This window comes from Streptomyces sp. CB01201 (assembly GCF_002803085.1).
Classification (GTDB): domain Bacteria; phylum Actinomycetota; class Actinomycetes; order Streptomycetales; family Streptomycetaceae; genus Streptomyces; species Streptomyces hundungensis.
On sequence record NZ_NNBJ01000038.1, the window covers coordinates 1 to 18899 of the forward strand.

General features: G+C 72.7%; 17 protein-coding genes. 7 read left to right on the forward strand and 10 right to left on the reverse strand.

Annotated features, from left to right (window positions below; genetic code table 11):
• A partial coding sequence (locus CG740_RS39180; protein ID WP_159030571.1) for a DEAD/DEAH box helicase occupies positions 1 to 510 on the reverse strand: 510 nt, incomplete at its 3' end.
• Positions 511 to 891: 381 nt separating this feature from the next.
• On the reverse strand, positions 892 to 1095 hold the full coding sequence (locus CG740_RS39185; RefSeq protein WP_100580096.1) for a cold-shock protein: 204 nt from the start codon (positions 1093 to 1095) through the stop codon (positions 892 to 894).
• A gap of 309 nt (positions 1096 to 1404) precedes the next feature.
• On the opposite strand from CG740_RS39185, the gene CG740_RS39190 reads away from it, so the two are divergent.
• The 5 genes from CG740_RS39190 (at position 1405) to CG740_RS39205 (ending at position 5648) form a co-directional block, all read left to right on the forward strand.
• Positions 1405 to 2412 (forward strand): sensor histidine kinase, encoded by a 1008-nt coding sequence (locus tag CG740_RS39190; protein WP_234376772.1) that lies wholly within the window; start codon positions 1405 to 1407, stop codon positions 2410 to 2412.
• Positions 2390 to 2608: an ATP-binding protein gene (locus CG740_RS41440; protein WP_234376773.1), complete on the forward strand. Its 219-nt coding sequence runs from the start codon at positions 2390 to 2392 to the stop codon at positions 2606 to 2608. The genes CG740_RS39190 and CG740_RS41440 overlap by 23 nt, the downstream gene beginning before the upstream one ends.
• Positions 2605 to 3261 (forward strand): response regulator, encoded by a 657-nt coding sequence (locus CG740_RS39195; protein WP_100580097.1) that lies wholly within the window; start codon positions 2605 to 2607, stop codon positions 3259 to 3261. The genes CG740_RS41440 and CG740_RS39195 overlap by 4 nt, the downstream gene beginning before the upstream one ends.
• 151 nt (positions 3262 to 3412) lie before the next feature.
• Positions 3413 to 4051: a GOLPH3/VPS74 family protein gene (locus CG740_RS39200; RefSeq protein WP_100580098.1), complete on the forward strand. Its 639-nt coding sequence runs from the start codon at positions 3413 to 3415 to the stop codon at positions 4049 to 4051.
• Positions 4044 to 5648, forward strand: a complete 1605-nt coding sequence (locus tag CG740_RS39205) for a carboxylesterase/lipase family protein (RefSeq protein WP_234376774.1) — start codon at positions 4044 to 4046, stop codon at positions 5646 to 5648. Before CG740_RS39200 ends, CG740_RS39205 begins: the two co-directional genes overlap by 8 nt.
• A 23-nt stretch (positions 5649 to 5671) precedes the next feature.
• Here CG740_RS39205 and CG740_RS39210 read toward each other — a convergent pair whose 3' ends face one another.
• The 7 genes from CG740_RS39210 to CG740_RS39240 form a co-directional block, all read right to left on the reverse strand.
• Positions 5672 to 6577 carry a polysaccharide deacetylase family protein gene (locus tag CG740_RS39210; protein WP_100580099.1) on the reverse strand — a complete coding sequence of 302 codons (906 nt, stop codon included), beginning with the start codon at positions 6575 to 6577 and terminating at the stop codon, positions 5672 to 5674.
• Positions 6578 to 6950: 373 nt separating this feature from the next.
• Positions 6951 to 8183, reverse strand: a complete 1233-nt coding sequence (locus CG740_RS39215; protein ID WP_100580100.1) for a GNAT family N-acetyltransferase — start codon at positions 8181 to 8183, stop codon at positions 6951 to 6953.
• Positions 8184 to 8275: 92 nt separating this feature from the next.
• The gene (locus tag CG740_RS39220; protein WP_100580101.1) at positions 8276 to 9424 is read right to left on the reverse strand and encodes an XdhC family protein; all 1149 of its coding nucleotides are present in this window, start codon (positions 9422 to 9424) and stop codon (positions 8276 to 8278) included.
• A gap of 46 nt (positions 9425 to 9470) precedes the next feature.
• The gene (locus tag CG740_RS39225) at positions 9471 to 10934 is read right to left on the reverse strand and encodes an NCS2 family permease (RefSeq protein WP_100580102.1); all 1464 of its coding nucleotides are present in this window, start codon (positions 10932 to 10934) and stop codon (positions 9471 to 9473) included.
• Between the two features lie 411 nt (positions 10935 to 11345).
• Positions 11346 to 13745: a xanthine dehydrogenase subunit D gene (gene pucD, locus CG740_RS39230; protein ID WP_100580103.1), complete on the reverse strand. Its 2400-nt coding sequence runs from the start codon at positions 13743 to 13745 to the stop codon at positions 11346 to 11348.
• A gap of 2 nt (positions 13746 to 13747) precedes the next feature.
• Positions 13748 to 14341, reverse strand: a complete 594-nt coding sequence (locus CG740_RS39235) for a (2Fe-2S)-binding protein (RefSeq protein ID WP_100580104.1) — start codon at positions 14339 to 14341, stop codon at positions 13748 to 13750.
• A 2-nt stretch (positions 14342 to 14343) separates the two neighbouring features.
• A complete protein-coding gene (locus CG740_RS39240) occupies positions 14344 to 15240 on the reverse strand; it encodes an FAD binding domain-containing protein (RefSeq protein ID WP_100580105.1) in 897 nt (298 codons plus the stop codon).
• A gap of 263 nt (positions 15241 to 15503) precedes the next feature.
• On the opposite strand from CG740_RS39240, the gene CG740_RS39245 reads away from it, so the two are divergent.
• Positions 15504 to 17174, forward strand: coding sequence for a PucR family transcriptional regulator (locus tag CG740_RS39245; RefSeq protein ID WP_100580106.1), 1671 nt, complete (start codon positions 15504 to 15506; stop codon positions 17172 to 17174).
• Between the two features lie 141 nt (positions 17175 to 17315).
• Positions 17316 to 18089, forward strand: coding sequence for a hypothetical protein (locus tag CG740_RS39250; protein ID WP_199846722.1), 774 nt, complete (start codon positions 17316 to 17318; stop codon positions 18087 to 18089).
• Between the two features lie 76 nt (positions 18090 to 18165).
• Here the strand turns inward: CG740_RS39250 and CG740_RS39255 are convergent.
• On the reverse strand, positions 18166 to 18899 hold a 734-nt coding region (locus CG740_RS39255; RefSeq protein WP_100580108.1), incomplete at its 5' end, for a GntR family transcriptional regulator.

The window sequence follows — 18899 nt, forward strand, 5'->3', positions numbered from 1 at the left end:
CGACATGCCGCCCACCACCGTCGCCAGCCGCAGCCGCAGGGCGCGGGCATACGGGGTCAGCGCGTCGGTGACCTGCTGGGCCAGCTCACGCGTCGGCACCAGGATCAGCGCGAGCGGCTTCTTGGAGTCGGCGCGGCGGCCCGCGGTCCGGGTCAGCAGCGCGAGCCCGAAGGCCAGGGTCTTGCCGGAGCCGGTGCGGCCACGGCCGAGCACGTCACGACCCGCGAGGGAGTTCGGCAGGGTGGCCGACTGGATCGGGAAGGGTTCGTTCATGCCGAGGCTCGCGAGGAGTTCGAGCACCTCGGCGGGGAGCGGGAGGTCGGCGAAGCTCGCGACGGGAGGCAGCGCCGGGGTCACGGTCACGGGGAGCGCGAACTCACCCTGCGGTGCGGCGGGCCTGCGGCCGCCGCCGGAGCGGTTCGCGCCCTGGGGCCGGAAGCGGGCCCCGCGGTCGGCGCCGCCCTTGCGAGCGGCGGAGTAGCGGTCGTTCGTGCGAGCTGAACGGTTCAAGGAGAACCTTCCTCGATATGGCACGTATCGAGGAACGCCCGGCGAATTCGATCGGCCGGGGCATCGCAAGAACGAGCCGAAAACAGAAGTTGAATTCCGATCCGGCCGCACGGGGGCGCGGAAATTCCCCGCCCGATGTCGGAATGCCGGGCAGCCGCCGCCTGGTGGGGCGGGCGGGCCGGATCAGGACAGCGGGCTGATGCCGCCCCGGCCGTGGCCGTGGCGGTTCGTCCGCTGCGTGGCGGGACACGGGCGGCGCCCGGTGTCCCGCGGGCCGTGAAAAATCCGTCACAGGGTGACGGCGGCCCGGTGGAACAGCAACGGGCTGGGGCCCGCACCCCAAGGTGCGAGCCCCAGCCGCGTGCAGAAAACGCTTCAGCGTCAGGCAGGCGTGATGTTCTCGGCCTGCGGGCCCTTCTGGCCCTGCGTGACGTCGAAGTTCACCTTCTGGCCTTCCTGAAGCTCACGGAAGCCCTGGGCGGCGATGTTCGAGTAGTGGGCGAACACGTCCGGACCGCCACCCTCCTGCTCAATGAAGCCGAAGCCCTTTTCCGCGTTGAACCACTTCACGGTGCCAGTAGCCATGTCATATCTCCTTCGGGGCAATGCCCGGGGGTCCGCACTGTGCTGACCCCGTCGTTACCGCGATGATTGCCCCGTCCGGAAAACACCGGAAATACAAAAGCGCCCGACGGCATAAAACCATCAAGGCACTTGAAGTCTTTGGGAACCACAACTGCAACTGGGATCAACAGTAGCACGGATCTGACAAGACGGCACGGCAAATACTACTATTTTGCGCGCGTCGCCAGGATGAGCCGCCGTACTTTCGGCAAATTTCCCGGCCCCGGGCATGAATATTTCTTCCGCACCGCGGGTTGGTAGCGTCGCCGCGTGGGTCCTAGGCGTGGTCTCGACAGCACTGGCGCCCCTCTGCGGGCCGACGGTGACAGCCCTCCCCCGGCCCGGGCGGTCGGGTTGCTGCGGGCGGGTTCGGCGACCCTGGTGCTCGCAGTCGCGGTGCCCGCCCAGCTGGCCGCCGGGCCCGAGGCCGGTGCCGCCTGGCGGCCCGCCGCGGCCCTCGCACTCGCCGCGGTGCAGGCCGCGGTCCTGTGGTGGGCGGTGCGGCGGCCCGGCGCGGTGCTCGCCGCGAGCGCGCTGCTCGGGGCCGCGATGTGGCTGCTCTTTCCGGCGCTGAGCCTGACCGGGGCGCTGCTCGGGGCGCAGCTCGCGCTGTGTGTCCTGTCGGCGCTGCGCCCGGTGCGCACCTCGCGGTGGGGGCTGCTCGGGATGCTCGCGCTGGCCCCGCTCGCCTTCGTCGGCGGCGGGACACTGTCCCTTGTCACCCAGGTGCTCGCCGCGACGCTGGCCTGGACAGCGGGTCAGTGGCGCAGGGCCCAGCAGCAGCGGCTCGCCGCCGAGACCCGGCGGGCGGTGGCCGAGGAGCGGGCCAGGATCGCCCGGGAGGTGCACGACGTGGTGGCGCACACCGTGTCGGTGATGGTGATCCAGGCCGGTGCCGCCGAGGACGTGTTCGACGCCGATCCGGAGCAGGCGAGGCGGGCCCTGCGGGCCATCGACGACGCGGGCCGCTCCGCGCTCGGGGAGCTGCGGCTGCTGCTGCGGGCCGAGGCGGGCGAGGAGGGCGGCGCGGGCGACGGCGGGCGAGGAGGGCGGCGCGGGCGACGGCGGGCGACGGCCACCGCGCGGGCTCGGGGACCTGGCCGAGCTGGCCGCGGGCGCACGGGCCGCCGGTCTTGCCGTCGAATTGTGCGAGGAGGGCCGGGGCCCGGCGCTGCCGGCCGCAGTCGGCCTCGCGGGCTACCGGATCGTTCAGGAGGCGCTGACGAACACGTTGCGGCACGCGGGAGCGAGCCGGGTGCGGGTGTCGGTGTGCCGTGACGAGGAGTCGGTCCGTATCGAGGTGAGCGACAACGGCCGCCCTGGCGGCCGGAGTTGGCGCTCCGGCGGCGCGGGGCGCGGGCTCGCGGGGATGCGGGAGCGGGCCGAGCTGCTCGGCGGGACGCTGGCCGCCGGCCCGGGGGCCGACGGGGGTTTCGAGGTGCGCGCGGTGCTGCCGATAAGGTACGCGTCGTGACGATCCGGGTGGTGGTGGCCGACGACCAGGCGCTGGTGCGCGGCGGTTTCCGTCTGATCATCGACGCGCGGGACGATCTGGAAGTGGTCGGCGAGGCGGCCGACGGGCAGCACGCGGTGCGCCTGGTCCGCGAGTTGGGGCCGGACGTCGTCCTGATGGACGTGCGGATGCCGGTCATGGACGGGATCGAGGCGACGCGGGCCATCGTCGCCTCCGGCAGTGCGACCCGGGTCCTCGTCGTCACCACCTTCGACCTCGACGAGCACGTACTGACCGCGCTGCGGGCCGGGGCCAGCGGCTTCCTGCTCAAGGACATCCGGCCGGCCGAACTCGCCGAGGCCGTGCGGGTGGTGGCGCGCGGGGACGCGCTGCTCGCGCCGACCGTGACGCGCCGCATGCTCGACCGGTTCGCGCACACCACCACGCCCCCGGCGCCCGCGGCCCTCGCCGGGCTCACGCCACGCGAACGCGAGGTGCTCGCGCTGATCGGGCAGGCCCTTTCCAACACCGAGATCGCCCGTCAACTGCATCTGTCGGAGGCGACGGTCAAGACCCATGTCTCGGCGGTGCTGCGGAAGTTGGGGCTGCGCGACCGGGTGCAGGCGGTGGTCGCCGCGTACGACCACGGGCTCGTCGAGCCGCGCCGCGGCTGAGTCACGGCCCGCCCCGCAACCCGCCCCTCCTTCCGCTTCCCCCTGCTCATACCGCGGTATGAGTCGGCGGCCCACTCATACCGTGGTCGGGGTGCGGTTCGGTCCGCCGGGTGGATCCTCCGCCCGGGGCGGGCCGCCTAGCGTCGGTGCCATGACCGACACCCTGTACGGCCGGATGTATCTCGCGGCCTACGACACCGACGCCGGTGCCCCGTACGACCGCACCCGCGCCGGGTTCCTGCTGCGCGCCGCGTCGCTCGCGGAACTGGCCTACCTCGGCCGGCTCGCCGACACCTCGGGCGAGGTGGCGGTGGCGGATCCCGGCAGCACCGGCGACCCCGTGCTCGATCTCGTCCTGTCGCGCGTCGGGGCCCACCGGCGCACCTGGAAGGCGTGGGTGCGCGGCGACCGCAGGGAGACACTGGACGCGGTCGAGGACCGGCTCGCCGCCCTGGGCCTGATCACCGTCGAGGAGCGGCCCGCGTTCGCGCGTGCGGCCCGGCGCGAGGTGGCGGTGCGGGACGCGGCGGGCGTACGGGCCCTTCAGGCGCGGCTCACCGCGCTGCTGCGGGGCTCGGGGCCCGTCGAGGCGTACGACGCCGTGGTCCTGGCGCTCGCCGCGGCGGGCCGGGTGCGGCACCTCGTCCCGTCGGCGGACGCCCGCGCCCACCGGGGCCGTCTCGACGCGATGACCGGGCGGCTCGACGCCCTCGCGCCGGGCCTCGGCCGCGCGGTGCGGAGCCTCGGGACCACGCTCGTCGCGGCGCAGGGCGGAATGGGGGGTGGCTGAGGTGCGGTGGTTCGCCGCGGCCGTCGCGAGCGCGGTGGCCGTGCTGGTCCCCTCGGCCGTGGCGCCCCCGGCGGTCATGGCATCGGCACCGGTGCGGCCGGCGTCCGTGATGTCGGCATCGGCGGTATCCGCGTCGGCGACCTCCGTGGTGCGGACCCGTGCCGGGGCGGTGCGCGGCTCGGTGCGTGAGGGCTACCGGGTGTTCGAGGGCGTCCCGTACGCCGCCCCGCCCGTCGGCGCGCTGCGCTGGGCTCCGCCCCACCCGGCCGCCCCGTGGCGCGGGGTCCGTGACGCGACGCGGCCCGCCTCCGCGTGCGCGCAGCCGGCCGGTGAGGTGCCGGGCGGCAGCATCAGCGAGGACTGTCTGTACCTGAACGTGACCGCCCCGTCCGACGCGGCGCCGGGCCGCCCGCGGCCGGTGATCGTATGGCTTCATGGCGGCGGCTTCACCTCCGGTGCCGGGAACTCCTACGACGCGCACCGGATGGCGGTGCGGGGCGATGTGGTCGTGGTCACCGTCGACTACCGCCTCGGTGCGCTCGGTTTCCTCGGCCGCGCGGGCCTGCCCGGCTCGGGCACCTTCGGCCTCGCCGACCAGCAGGCGGCGCTGCGTTACGTACAGCGGAACATCGGGGCGTTCGGCGGGGACGCGCGGAACGTGACGCTCGCCGGGGAGTCGGCCGGGGCGTACGCGGTCTGCGCGCAGCTCGGCTCCCCCTCCGCGGCCGGGCTCTTCCAGCGGGCGATCATGGAGAGCGGCCCCTGCACGGGCGGCCCGGCGCGCCCGTTCGCCCCCTATGCGGTGGCGCCTTCGGCGGCGGAGGCGGCCGGGGCGGGGCTCGCCGACGCGGTCGGCTGCGCGCGGCGGGCGGATGTGCTCGGCTGTCTGCGCCGGGTTCCGGTGGCCCGGTTGCTCGCGGCGCAGGGCGCGGACGCGCAGCCCGAGTACGGCACCGCGCTGCTGCCGCGCGATCCGGCCGAAGCGGCCGCCTCGGGACGGATGGCGCGGGTGCCGGTGCTCATGGGAGCCAACCACGACGAGGGCACCATCTGGGCGGCCGGGATCATGGCCGCGGGCACCGCCGTCACTCCGGCCAACTGGCCCGATGTGGTGCGGGAGTTCGTGCCCGATCCGGACCGGGCCGCGGAGGTCGTGGCGATGTATCCGGTGCACGCAACGGACGGCGGACCGGTGTTCGGCGCGGTCATCGGGGATGCGGACTACGCCTGCCCCGCGCTGCGCACGGAGTCACTGCTCGCGGCGCGTCAGCCGGTGTGGCGCTACGAGTTCGCCGATCCTCACCCGCCGCGCCCCACGCCCGCTCCCCCGCCGTTTCCGCTGGGCGCGACCCACACCACCGAGCTGCCGTACCTGTTCGATCTGGGCGGCCGGCCACGGGATATGACGGAGGCTCAGCGCAGGCTCGCGGACACGATGATCGGGTACTGGACGCGGTTCGCCCGGTTCGGGGATCCGGGCGGTGGCGGGGCGCCGCGCTGGACCCGCACGCGGGTGCAGGGCCTGGCGCCGGGCCGTACCGGCCCGGTGCGGCCGGGCGGGGTCCACCACTGCGGTCTGTGGGCGACGATGCCGTGAGCGGCGCGATGCGGCGGACGGCGTCAGACGGCCGGGAAGCTGAAGGTGTAGCCCTCCTCGGCGAGCCACGGCAGCAGCTCCTTCAGCGCCGCGACCGTCTGGCCGCGGGAGCCGCCGCCGTCGTGGAACAGCACGATCGGGCCGTTCTTGAGCTCCCGCTTCACCGTGTTGACGATCGTCGCGGTGCCGGGCTGCTTCCAGTCCTTGGTGTCGACGTTCCAGCCGAGCGGGCGCATCCCGTGGGCGGCCGCGATGTGCCGGTTGTCGGGCGTGAAGGCGCCGCCGGGGGCGCGGAAGTACTGCACCTTGGCGCCGCCGGCCGCGTCCTCGATCATCTTCTGGGCGTCGAGGACCTCGGTGCTCTGGTAGTCCACGGACTTCTTGTTCATGGCCTCGTCGTGGCTGACCGTGTGGTCGCAGAGTCGGTGGCCGTCCGCGACGACCTTTTTGACCATGGCGGGGTCGGCCTTGGCCTGGGGGCCGATCATGCAGAAGGTCGCCTTCACGCCGTACTGCTTGAGGACGGCGAGGATCTTCGGCGTCCAGACCGGGCTCGGGCCGTCGTCGATGGTGATCGAGACGGACTTGCCGCCGCTCTCGGTGGCGTGGTCGATCGTCTCCGATATCCCGCCGGAGCCGGGCGGCCCGGCCGCGCCCGTCGCGTCGGCGGAGCCGTCGGAGCCGTCCGGCGCGCTGTCGTCGCCGCCCGGGCCCGATGGCCGGGCGGGGCCGGAGGGCCGCCCGCCCGGCTTGTCGTCGGACCTGCCGGGAGCGTGGGACTTGGCGGAGGAGTGTGCGAGGGCCGGGCCGGGACCGTCGGCGGAGGTGTCGCTGCCGAGGAACACCGCGGCGGCGACGCCGCCCGTCAGGACCGCGGCCGCAGCCGTGGCGATCGCGATGCGGCGTGTGTGGGCAGTCGGTCGCGCCATGGATTCCCCATCCCCTCGGTACGTGCCGGTACGGCAGCGGAGCTTCACCAGTCGGCCACGATCGCACGATCGCGCTGGAATCCCGAAATGTGAATTCGCCGACCGGGTATCGACAGAAAATACCCGAATCCCGACAACTTCCTTGACATTCGGTGGGGTTGACGCGACATCAGCGCGGCGAGGGATTCGGTGCGGGCGCCGCGCGCCGGGACTTTGGTCCCTAACGCGCAGGCAAAGACCCCGCCAAAGGGGCGTCCGGTTCCCGCTCCGAGCAGGGAGTTCGCCGCGGGACGTTCGTCCCGGCCCCGTCCGCACGGCCACGAGAGCCTCGTCACTCCGGCCCGCAGATGCCCCCGCCCACTCCCCCGGTAGGTCAGAACTCGTCGACGGTGTGCGGCAGTTCCGTGGTGCGCAGCGCCGTGTCCAGCGCCTCGGCCGCGCCCGGGGTGTGCTCCGTCACCAGGCCGGCCAGGACCAGGCGGCGTACCTCGGTGCCGCCGAGGTAGCAGGCCGCCAGGTCGCGCACGTCGAGGGCGAGGTCGGGCGCGGCCGAGGTCGGCTCGTAGGTGCAGCCGTGCGGGGACGCGGCCAGGCGGAAGCGGCCGGCGTTGGCCGGGACGCGGTCGTCGGTGACCTCCAGGACGAGGAAGACCTCGGCCGCCCAGGAGCGGGCGGTGAGCGCGGCGCCGACGTCCACCAGGCGGATCCACAGCGCGGGGAACTCGGCGACGGCCCGCACCTGGTCCCGGTCGGTCGCGAACAGGAGCAGCGGGTCGTCCGGCGCCAGGCCCCAGGCGCGGACGGTTCCGGTGAGGTCGATGCCGGCCAGGTAGTTCCACAGCGCGGCCTCGCCGGCGGGGGTGTCGGCCTCCAGTTCGGCGACCTGGACGGTGCCGGGCTTGGCGGGGTCGTCCTCGCGCCGGGTGCGGTAGAGCGCGTAACCGGCGAGCGGCTCGCCGACGGCGCCGAGGCCCACCACCCGGGGCGGGCCGAGCTCCTCGTCGTCCTCGTCGGTCTCGGGCAGCCACTCGCCGCGCCAGCGCTCCGCGTCGCGCGCGACGCGTCCGGCCCGGCGGGTGCGGGTCGCCTCGTAGTAGGGGCCGAGTTCGGCGGGCACGTCGGCGGGGTCGATCAGGCGCAGGGGGCGCGGATCCGGGGCGATGCGCAGGTCGAGCGGGCGGGTCGAGTTGATCTCGACGGTGGTGCCGTAGGTGCCCGCGCCGAATCCGAAGCGGCCGTAGATGGCGGCCTCCGAAGCCCACAGCGCGGCGACGGGGCGGCCGTGCGCGGCGCAGCGGCGGAACACCTCGGCGATCATGCCGGAGAGCACGCCGCGGCGGCGGTGGGTGGGCGCGACGGAGACGAACGTCAGCCCGGGGCAAGGGAGTTCACCGCCGGGCACGGAGAGCGTGAAGCGGTGGGCGACGAGGAAGCCGACGAGCGCGTCGCCGTCATAGGCCCCCACCCGGTCGCAGCGCAGCACCATCGCGCGGTGGTACTCGCGCTTCTCCTTCTCGTCGGGCCGGTCGTGGAAGACCAGCCACCAGAGCTCCAGGGCACGGTCGACGTCGGACTCGGGCACGTCGCGGAACTCCAGCTCGCTCATGCGGCGACCCTAACCCGCCCGAAACGGGCAGTCACCCGCATAACGCCCGGGGCGGGGACGGTCGCCCCGGGCGGCGTCGGAGCCGGCGGGAGCTAGGCGACCGAGCCGATGCGGCCGACCTTGCCCGAGCCGTCGTGGTGGATCGGGGTGTGGGCGCCGGTCAGGGCGACCCCGCTGCCGCCGCGCCGGTTGGCGACGATCTCCGCGGCGATGGACAGGGCCGTCTCCTCGGGCGTACGCGCGCCGAGGTCGAGGCCGATCGGGGAGCGCAGCCGGTTCAGTTCCAGCTCGGTGACGCCCACGTCGCGCAGTCGCTTGTTGCGGTCCAGGTGGGTGCGGCGCGAGCCCATCGCGCCGATGTAGGCGACCGGCAGCTTCAGCGCGGTCTCCAGGAGCGGGATGTCGAACTTGGCGTCGTGGGTCAGGACGCACAGCACCGTACGGGAGTCGGTGTCGGTGCGCTGGAGGTACTTGTGGGGCCACTCGACGACGATCTCGTCCGCCTCGGGGAAGCGGGTCCTCGTCGCGAAGACGGGCCGGGCGTCGCACACGGTCACGTGGTAGCCGAGGAACTTGCCGACCCGGACCAGGGCGGCGGCGAAGTCGATGGCGCCGAAGACGATCATCCGGGGGGCCGGGACGCTCGACTCGACCAGCACGGTGAGCGGCTGCCCGCACAGGCGGCCGTCGGCGCCGAGGGAGAGGGTGGCGGTGCGGCCCGCGTCGAGCAGGGCGGTGGCTTCGTCGGCCACGGCCCGGTCCAGCTCGGGGTGCCCGCCGAGGACGCCTTCGTAACGGCCGTCGGGGTGGACGAGCAGGGCGCGGCCCATCAGCTCGGCCGGCCCGTCGGTGACCCGGGCGACCGCGGCGGCCTCGCCGCGTGCGGCGGTGGCCAGGGCGGCGGCGAACACCGTGCGGGCCGGAGCCTGACGGCCGACCGGGGTGACGAGTATGTCGATGACGCCGCCGCAGGTCAGGCCGACCGCGAAGGCGTCCTCGTCGCTGTATCCGAAGCGCTCAAGGACGGTCTCGCCGTCTTCGAGCGCCTGCTGACAGAGTTCATAGACAGCGCCCTCCACACATCCGCCGGAGACCGAACCGATCGCCGTGCCGTCGCTGTCGACGGCGAGGGCGGCTCCCGGCTGCCGGGGCGCGCTGCCGCCGACGGCCACCACCGTGGCCACGGCGAACTCGCGTCCCTGCTCGACCCACCGGTTCAGCTCTTCGGCGATGTCCAGCATGTTCGGTCTCCTTAACGACGTGTGGAGGGCGTCGGCGGCGCGGCCGCTACTTGACGCCTAGCCAGTTCTCAATGGGATGGAGGGCGAAGTAGATGGTGAAGACGGCGGTGAGGGCCCACATGAACCCGCCGATCTCCCGCCACTTGCCCTGTGCTGCCTTGATCACGGTGTAGGCGACGACGCCCGCGCCGACACCGGCGGTGATGTTGTACGTGAACGGCATCAGCGCCACGGTGAGGAACACCGGGATGGAGACGGACCGGTCGCTCCAGTCCACGTGCTTGGCGGCGCTCATCATCATCGAGCCGATGACGACGAGGGCGGCGGAGGCGACCTGGGCCGGAACCAGCTGGGTGACCGGGGTGAAGAAGAGGCACGCGGCGAAGAACAGACCGGTGACGACCGAGGAGAGGCCGGTACGGGCACCTTCACCCGCGCCGGAGGCGGACTCGATGAACACGGTCTGGCCGGAGGCGCCGGAGACACCGCCGATCGCACCGCCCGCACCGTCGATGAACAGCGCCTTGGACAGGCCCGGCATTCTGCCCTTGTCGTCGGCGAGCTTGGCCTCCTGGCCGACGCCGATGATGGTGGCCATCGCGTCGAAGAAGCCGGCGAGCACGAGGGTGAAGACGATCATGCCGACGCTGATGGCGCCGATGGAGCCCCAGCCGCCGAACTCGACGTGGCCGAAGAGGCCGAAGTCGGGTGAGGAGACCGCACTGCCCTTGAGGCCGGGGGCGGCGCCGCCCCAGTCCTTGTCGGTGAGGCCGGCCGCCTTGGTGACCACGAAGGACAGGACGCTGCCCGAGACGATGCCGATCAGGATCGCGCCGGGCACCTTGCGGGCCTGGAGCGCGAAGATCAGCAGCAGGGTGATGGCGAAGAAGAAGACGGGCCAGCCGACGAGCTGCCCGGTCAGGCCGAGGGTGACCGGCGGTCCGTTCTCGGGTCCCTTGCCCACGAATCCGGCCTTCACCAGGCCGAGCAGGGCGACGAACATGCCGATGCCCATGGTGATCGCGTGCTTGAGCGCCAGCGGGATGGCGTTCATGATCATTTCTCGGAGGCCGGTGACGACCAGGAGCATGATCACGACGCCGTACATGACGCACATGCCCATGGCCTGCGGCCAGGTCATGTTCGGGACCACCTGGGTGGTCAGGGCCGCGGAGACGTTCAGTCCGGCGGCCAGCGCGAGCGGGACCTTGCCGATGAAGCCCATCAGCAGGGTGCTGACCGCGGCCGCGAGCGCGGTGGCGGTGACCAGGCCGGCGTGGCCCAGTACGTGCTTGTCGACATCGGGCGTCGAGAGGATCAGCGGGTTGAGCAGGAGGATGTAGCACATCGCCATGAAGGTGGTGATGCCGCCGCGCACTTCCTGCGCGAACGTCGATCCTCGCTCGGATATGTGAAAGTACCGGTCGAGCCAAGACCTGCCGGCGGGGGGACGGGAGCCGGAGCCCGCGTCCTCGGCGGTGGTCTTCGGCTCCAGGGACTGCTGGGTCATGGTGCCTACTCCCAAGGTTCACAGGGGCACCCGCATAAGACTTGAATCCTCAGGTCAGACAAGCTGCGGGATTTGGGATGGTGCGTGGGCTGCACGACCCGGGGGACGGCCCGAGACGAACGGTGTCTGCTCCTGCCGGGGTACCGGAGGCGGTACCGCAGTGCAGATGGCTACGGGTGTTGCTGGTGTGACTCGGTTGTGCCGGTGGTGCTCGTACTGCCGGTGGTGCCGGTACTGCGGGTCATGCGAGGACCGCGAGCGGTGCGGTACTGGTGTGCTCCGGGCGGTGCGGCCTCGGAAGTGTGACGTTCCTGGGGAGGCACGCACCGCCCGGAGGGCTTGTGAGGAGGGGGCCCGGGGGACGTGAGTCCCCCGGAAGAAATTTCTTTCACCCCCGGACCCCTGGAGGGATCACGTGCCCGTGAGGTGCTCGGGGCGGACCGGGGTCTTGTTGAGCTCCAGACCGGTCGCCGCCCGGATCGCCGCGAGGACGGCCGGGGTGGACGAGAGGGTCGGGGCCTCGCCGAGACCGCGCAGACCGTACGGCGCGTTCGGGTCGGCGAGCTCCAGGACGTCGACCGGGATGGTCGGGGTGTCCAGGATCGTCGGGATCAGGTAGTCCGTGAAGGACGGGTTGCGCACCTTCGCGGTCTTCGGGTCCACGATGATCTCTTCCATCACCGCGACGCCGAGGCCCTGGGTGGTACCACCCTGGATCTGGCCGACGACGGAGAGCATGTTGAGGGCCTTGCCGACGTCCTGGGCGGTGGCCAGCTCGACGACCTTGACGAGGCCGAGCTCGGTGTCCACCTCGACCACCGCGCGGTGCGCGGCGAACGTGTACTGGACGTGGCCGTTGCCCTGGCCGGTGACGAGGTCGAAGGCCTGGGTCGGGCGGTGCCGGAACTCCAGCTCCTCGTCGATCGCCTCGCCCTCCAGGACGTCCGCCAGATCGGCGAGGACCTCGCCGCCGTCGGTGACGACCTTGCCGCCTTCGAGCAGCAGCTCGGCGGTGGCCCAGGCGGGGTGGTAGGAGCCGAACTTGCGGCGGCCGAGCTCCAGGGCCTTGGCCCGGACGGCCTCGCAGGTGTTCTTCACCGCGCCACCGGTCATGTACGTCTGCCGCGAGGCGGACGTGGAACCGGCGGAGCCGACCTGGGTGTCGGCCGGGTGGATGGTCACCTGCGTGACACCCAGCTCCGTACGGGCGATCTGGGCGTGCACGGTGACACCGCCCTGACCGACCTCCGCCATGGCCGTGTGGACCATCGCGACGGGCTCGCCGTTGATGACCTCCAGGCGGACCCGGGCGGTGGAGTAGTCGTCGAAGCCCTCGGAGAAGCCGACGTTCTTGATGCCGACCGCGTAGCCGATGCCGCGGACGACGCCCTCGCCGTGCGTGGTGTTGGACAGGCCGCCGGGCAGGGCGCGGACGTCCGCCTCCTCGCCGGCCGCCAGCCACTGCTGCTCGGGCGGCAGCGGGCGGGCCTTGACCCGGCGGAGCAGCTCGGCGACCGGGGCCGGGGAGTCCACGACCTGGCCGGTCGGCATGATCGTGCCCTGCTCCATGGCGTTGAGCTGGCGGAACTCGACCGGGTCCATGCCCAGCTTCGCCGCGAGCTTGTCCATCTGGGCCTCGTAGGCGAAGCAGGCCTGGACCGCGCCGAAGCCGCGCATCGCGCCGCAGGGCGGGTTGTTCGAGTAGAGCGCGATCGCCTCGATGTCGACGTCGTCGATGACGTACGGGCCGACGGAGAGCGAGGAGGCGTTGCCGACGACGGCCGGGGAGGCCGAGGCGTAGGCGCCGCCGTCCAGGACGATCTTGCACTTCATGTGCGTGATCTTGCCGTCCTTGGTGGCGCCGTGCTCGTAGTAGAGCTTCGCCGGGTGACGGTGCACATGGCCGAAGAAGGACTCGAACCGGTTGTAGACGATCTTGACCGGCTTGCCCGTGCGCAGCGCCAGGAGGCAGGCGTGGATCTGCATCGAGATGTCCTCGCGGCCACCGAAGGCACCGCCGACGCCGGAGAGCGTCATGCGTACCTTCTCCGGCGGCAGGCCGAGGACCGGGGCGATCTGCTGGAGGTCGGAGTGCAGCCACTGGGTGGCGACGTACAGGTCGACGCCGCCGTCCTCGGCGGGTACCGCGAGACCGGACTCCGGGCCGAGGAAGGCCTGGTCCTGCATGCCGAAGGTGTACTCGCCCTCGACGATCACGTCGGCGCGCTTGCGCGCCTCCGCCACGTTGCCGCGGATGATCGGCTGGCGGTGCACGATGTTGGGGTGCGGGACGTGACCGGAGTGGTGGTCGTCGCGGCCCTCGTGGATGAGCGGCGCGTCCGGGGCGAGGGCGGAGGCCTCGTCCGTGACGAGCGGCAGCTCCTTGTAGTCGATCTTGATCTTGGCGGCCGCGCGGCGGGCGGTCTCCGGGTGGTCGGCGGCCACGAGGGCGACCGGCTCACCGTGGTGGCGGACCCGGCCGTTGGCCAGGACGGGGGTGTCCTGGATCTCCAGACCGTAGTTCTTCATCTTGGCCGGCAGGTCGTCGTAGGTGAGCACGGCGTACACGCCGGGCATCGCGACGGCCTCGGAGATGTCGATGTTCTCGATCAGCGCGTGGGCCACGGTGGAGCGGAGCGTCTGGCCCCACAGCATGTCCTCGTGCCACATGTCCGAGGAGTACGCGAACTCACCGGTCACCTTGAGCGTGCCGTCGGGCCGCAGCGTGGATTCGCCGATGCCGCCCTTGGTGTGGTTCTGGGTGACGTTGGTGGGCGTACCGGCCGGAGTGGTGCGGGTGTTCTGCGCCATGATCAGACCGCCTCTTCCTGACGGGCGGCCGCGAGGCGGACCGCGTCGAGGATCTTCTCGTAGCCGGTGCAACGGCAGAGGTTGCCCGAGAGCGCCTCGCGGATGTCCGCGTCGGACGGCTCGGAGTTGCGCTCCAGGAGCTCGTCGGCGGCGACCAGGAGGCCCGGGGTGCAGAAACCGCACTGCACGGCGCCGGCGTCGATGAAGGCCTGCTGGATCGGGGAGAGCCCGCCCGCCTCTCCAGTCTGCCCGTCCTGCGGCTTGGCCTGCCACCGCTTGGCGGCGTCGATCGAGGTGCCGCAGGCGCCGGAGGCGCAGCCGCCGCCGGGGTGGGCGTCGGTGCGGTGGGCGGCGTAGTCGGCCAGGCCCTCCACGGTGACGACCTCGCGGCCCTCGACCTGACCGGCCGCGACCAGGCAGGAACACACCGGAACACCGTCGAGGCGGACCGTGCAGGAGCCGCACTCGCCCTGCTCGCAGGCGTTCTTCGAACCCGGAAGGCCCATGCGCTCGCGCAGGACGTAGAGGAGGCTCTCGCCCTCCCACACGTCGTCGGCCTCCTGCTTACGGCCATTGACCGTGAAATTCACGCGCATGGTTATGCAGCTCCTTCAAGGGTGCGGCCGTTGTCGCCGCGGTACGACTCCCAGGTCCACATCAGCGTGCGACGGGCCATGACACCGACGGCGTGACGGCGGTAGTTCGCCGTGCCGCGGACGTCGTCGATCGGGTTGCACGCGCCCGAGGCGAGCGTGGCGAACTGCTTCGCGATCGACGGGGTGATGATCTTTCCGTTGTCCCAGAAGCCGCCCTCTTCGAGCGCCGCGTTCAGGAACTCCTCGGCCGCCTTCGCCCGAATGGGGGTCGGGGCCGCCGAGCCGATGCCGGTCCGGACCGTGCGGGTCTCGGGGTGCAGCGCCAGGCCGAACGCGCAGACCGCGATGACCATGGCGTTGCGGGTGCCGACCTTGGAGAACTGCTGGGGGCCGTCCGCCTTGGGGATGTGGACGGCCTTGATCAGCTCGTCCGCCTCCAGGGCGTTGCGCTTGACGCCCTTGTAGAACTCGTCGATGGGGATGAGCCGGACGCCGCGCGCCTGGGACTCGACCTCGACATCGGCGCCGGAGGACAGCAGCGAGGGGTGGGCGTCACCGGCCGGCGAGGCGCAGCCGAGGTTGCCGCCGACACCGCCGCGGTTGCGGATCTGCGGGGAGGCGACGGTGTGCGAGGCGAGCGCGAGGCCCGGCAGCTCGGTCCGCAGGTTCTCCATGATCTTGGTGTACGGGACGGAGGGGCCAAGCCGGACACTGTCCTGCCCGACCTCCCACTGAGCCAGCTCGCTGATGCGGTTCAGGTCCAGGAGGTACTCGGGCCGCCGGTGGTCGAAGTTGATCTCGACCATCACATCGGTGCCACCCGCAATGGGCACAGCTGTGGGGTGCTCTGCCTTGGCGGCGAGCGCCTCCTCCCAGCTGGCGGGGCGAAGGAAGTCCATGAGTGGCTCTCTTCCGATTCTCAAATTCGGGGTCGTTCGCGCGGGTCCCGGGGACGGCAGGCCCTCGACATCTCAGTCGTTCATGTGCTGTTAACGCGGTGTGGACTCAGTACACAAGCCCGGATCCCTCGGGTGCAGTCACCGAAACCATGAAGGAGTTGGCTGGTCTCCGCTCACGTCTTGTAGATTCGTATGAAAGGCGGTGCTCCGTTACCTCACCGCTTTCCAACGGCAACATCAAGACAGATCGGCGGCGACACGCGATGCGGCTGCGCGCACTTCTGGAAACCGACGCGCTGGGGCTGCGGCTGCTCGGCGGCGAGGACGAGCTGGACCGCACGGTGCGGGGTGTGATGACTACGGACCTCCGGGATCCGAGTCGCTATCTGGCGGGCGGCGAGCTCGTTCTGACGGGCCTCGCCTGGCGCCGGGACGCCGAAGATTCCGAGCCATTCGTACGCATCCTCGCGAGCGCCGGCGTGGCGGGTCTCGCGGCGGGCGAGGCGGAGCTCGGCGCCATTCCCGACGATCTTGTTTTGGCTTGTTCTCGCCATCGGCTCCCGCTGTTCGCGGTGAACGAGTCGGTCGCGTTCGCAACCATCACCGAGCACGTCGTGCGGCAGGTCTCGGGCGAGCGCGCGGGCGACCTCGCGGCGGTCGTGGACCGGCACCGCCGCCTGATGACGTCCGGACCGGCGGGCGGCGGCCCCGAGGTGGTCCTCGATCTGCTCGGAAGCGACCTCGACCTGCGGGCCTGGGTGCTTTCGCCCACCGGGCGCCAGATCGCGGGCGCGGGCGACGCCCTGACCCCGGCGGTCGGCGCCGCGCTGGCCGCCGAGCACCTGGGCGCCACGCGCACCGGGCGGCGCGGCCCGCACCGGATCACCATCGACGGGGTCGTCTACTCGCTGTTCCCGATCCGCAACAACGGCCGGGGCGCCGCACCGGCCGCCCGCGATGTGCGCGAGACGGTGCTTTCGGACTGGCTGCTGGCCGTGGAGGCCGACGCGAGCGACTGGCCGGCCGCCCGGCTCGACCTGCTCCAGGGCGTCACCCAGCTGATCGCGGTCGAGCGCGACCGCCGCGACGCGGCCCGCACGGTGCGCCGCCGGCTCGCCCAGGAAGTCCTCGAACTCGTGCAGACCGGTGCCGCGCCCGCCGAGATCGCGGCCCGGCTGCGGGTCGCGGCCCCCGTGCTGCTGCCCGGCCTCGGCTCGGCGCCGCACTGGCAGGTCGTGGTGGCCCGGGTGGACTGGGAGCGCGACTCGGGTGCCGAGATCGCGGGCGGCCCGGTCGCCCAGTCGCTCCTGGAGGAGATCCTCGTCGACCCGGCGGTGGTCGGCCCCGAGTCCTCCGACCGGATCGCGGTGGCCCACGCCGGCGACGAGGCGATCGCGCTCGTGCCGCTGCCGGCGGCCACGGCCGAGGGTGCCGAGGGCGGTCTGCACGCCGACGCACTGCTCACCGCGGTGCGCGCACCGCTGTCGGCCGGTCTCGCCGACGACGGCCGGCTGACACTGGGTGTCAGCGCCGCGGTGCACTCCGCCGAGGGCCTGCGCGGAGCCCTGGAGGAGGCCCGGCACGCCCGCCGGGTCGCCGCCGCCCGACCGGGCCGAGTGTGCGCGGCCGGGCACCACGAGCTGGCCTCGCACGTGCTGCTGCTCCCGTTCGTGCCGGACGACGTGCGGCGCGCCTTCACGGCCCGGCTGCTCGACCCGCTGCGCGACTACGACCGGCGTCACCGGGCCGAGCTCATCCCGACCCTGGAGGCGTTCCTGGACTGCGACGGATCGTGGACGCGGTGTGCCACCCGACTGCATCTGCACGTCAACACCCTGCGCTACCGGGTGGGCAGGATCGAGCAGTTGACGGCCCGTGACCTGTCCCGCCTGGAGGACAAGCTGGACTTCTTCCTGGCGCTTCGGATGAGCTGACAGTCGATCCCGGCCAGTGTCGGACGATTGTGAACTCATTCACGCACCCCCCTTGGCCCGGCGTGCCATTCCGTGTTGAGATGCGGATCTACTCAGCAGCTCGATGGCGCGCTCGGGGAGGGCAACGTGGCGTACACCGCCATGTCTGGTTCCGGAACGACTGCAGATGACGGGGATCCGCTCCAGACGGCGATATGGCGGTTGCGCTCGCGCGGCTGCTGGACGGACGCCGCGGCCCTGCTCGAACCGCATGCGGGAGCACCGGCCGGCGCCCTCCAGCGCACGGCCCTGCTGACCGAGCGCTGTGTGTACACCGAGACCGGCTGGGCGGAGGCCGACGAGGCGCTGCGCGGCGCCGAGGCCGTCGCGCGCAGCGACGACGAGCGCGGCGCCGCCGCCTGCGAACGCGGCTATCTCGCCTACGCCTCCACCCTGTTCGGGGTCCGCGACCGCGCGGACGAGGCGCGCTCCGCGTTCGGCCGGGCCGCCGCCCTGATCGCGCCGGCCGGCCGCGGCCGGGCGCTGCTCGACTTCCGGCGCGGCCTGCTCGCCGAGAACGTGGCCGACGCACCCCAGGCCGCCCGCTCCGCCTACCGCCGCGCCCACGAGGGCGCCGTCGCCCACGGCGACACCCTGCTGCTCTCCTTCACCTGGCGCCATCTGGCCGGACTCGCCCTGCGCGACGGGGAGTTGACGGAGGCGCGGCACGGCTTCACCGAGTCGCTGCGGATCCGCGAGGAGCTCGGCTACCTCATCGGCACCGCCCCCGCGCTCGCCGCGCTCGCCGACACCGAGGAGGAGCCGGTCTCGACCCGGCTGCGTACGGAGGCGGCCCGCCTGGTGCGCCTGCTCGGCGTCCCGACCTGGCTCGCGGCCCACCTCGGGACCACTCCCCCGCACCCTGCCGCGATGTGACGACCCCTCACCACGCTTGCCGGGTGCGGCAGTTGAACGGATCCGTACGCGCGCGGCAGGTGCCGCGCGCGGAGCGTCAGAGCGCCGAACCCGTGAAGTGTTCCCGTACCAGCGACTGGACGACCGGCAGGTTCTGGGCGCACAGCGCGTCCAGAAGGGCGAGGTGTTCGGCCGCGTCGGCCACCAGATCGCCGCGGCGGGCGACCGGCGCCGCGGTCAGCGGCCACTGGGCGCGGCGGTGCAAGTCGTCGGCCACCTGCACCAGTTGCTGGTTGCCGGCCAGCGCGAGGAGCGCCCGGTGGAAGGCGCGGTCGCACTCGGCGTAGCCCGCCCGGTCGCCGGTCGCGGCGGCCTCGGTGGTGGCCTCGGCCAGCGGGCGCAGCTCGGCCCAGCGGGCCGCCGGGACGGTACGGGCCAGGCGCAGCATCACCGGCACCTCGATCATGGCCCGCACCTCGGCGAGTTCGGCGAGCTCGCGCGGGCTGCGCTCGGTGACCCGGAAGCCCCGGTTGGGCACGACCTCGACGGCACCCTCGATGCTGAGCTGCTGCATCGCCTCGCGCACCGGGGTCGCGGACACCCCGAAGCGTTCGGCGAGGGCGGGGGCGGAGTACACCTCGCCGGGCACGAGCTCGCCGTCGACCAGGGCGGTGCGCAGGGCGGCCAGTATCTGTCCGCGCACGGAGTGCCGGTGGACGGCCGCGCGGGGGGCCGGGGCCGGGGACCCGGCGGTGCGGGGGGCGGTCGGCTCGGCGGTGCGGGCGGCGGGCGGCTCGGCGGTGCGGGCGGCAGGCGGCTCGGCGGTGCGGG

Coding starts and splice junctions, on each gene's coding strand:
- CG740_RS39185 (WP_100580096.1), bottom strand. CDS start 1,095: ATGGCTACTGGCACCGTGAAGTGGTTCAACGCGGAAAAGGGCTTCGGC.
- CG740_RS39200 (WP_100580098.1), top strand. CDS start 3,413: ATGACCGACACCCTGTACGGCCGGATGTATCTCGCGGCCTACGACACC.
- CG740_RS39210 (WP_100580099.1), bottom strand. CDS start 6,577: ATGGCGCGACCGACTGCCCACACACGCCGCATCGCGATCGCCACGGCT.
- CG740_RS39215 (WP_100580100.1), bottom strand. CDS start 8,183: ATGAGCGAGCTGGAGTTCCGCGACGTGCCCGAGTCCGACGTCGACCGT.
- CG740_RS39220 (WP_100580101.1), bottom strand. CDS start 9,424: ATGCTGGACATCGCCGAAGAGCTGAACCGGTGGGTCGAGCAGGGACGC.
- CG740_RS39225 (WP_100580102.1), bottom strand. CDS start 10,934: ATGACCCAGCAGTCCCTGGAGCCGAAGACCACCGCCGAGGACGCGGGC.
- pucD (WP_100580103.1), bottom strand. CDS start 13,745: ATGGCGCAGAACACCCGCACCACTCCGGCCGGTACGCCCACCAACGTC.
- CG740_RS39235 (WP_100580104.1), bottom strand. CDS start 14,341: ATGCGCGTGAATTTCACGGTCAATGGCCGTAAGCAGGAGGCCGACGAC.
- CG740_RS39240 (WP_100580105.1), bottom strand. CDS start 15,240: ATGGACTTCCTTCGCCCCGCCAGCTGGGAGGAGGCGCTCGCCGCCAAG.
- CG740_RS39245 (WP_100580106.1), top strand. CDS start 15,504: ATGCGGCTGCGCGCACTTCTGGAAACCGACGCGCTGGGGCTGCGGCTG.
- CG740_RS39250 (WP_199846722.1), top strand. CDS start 17,316: ATGTCTGGTTCCGGAACGACTGCAGATGACGGGGATCCGCTCCAGACG.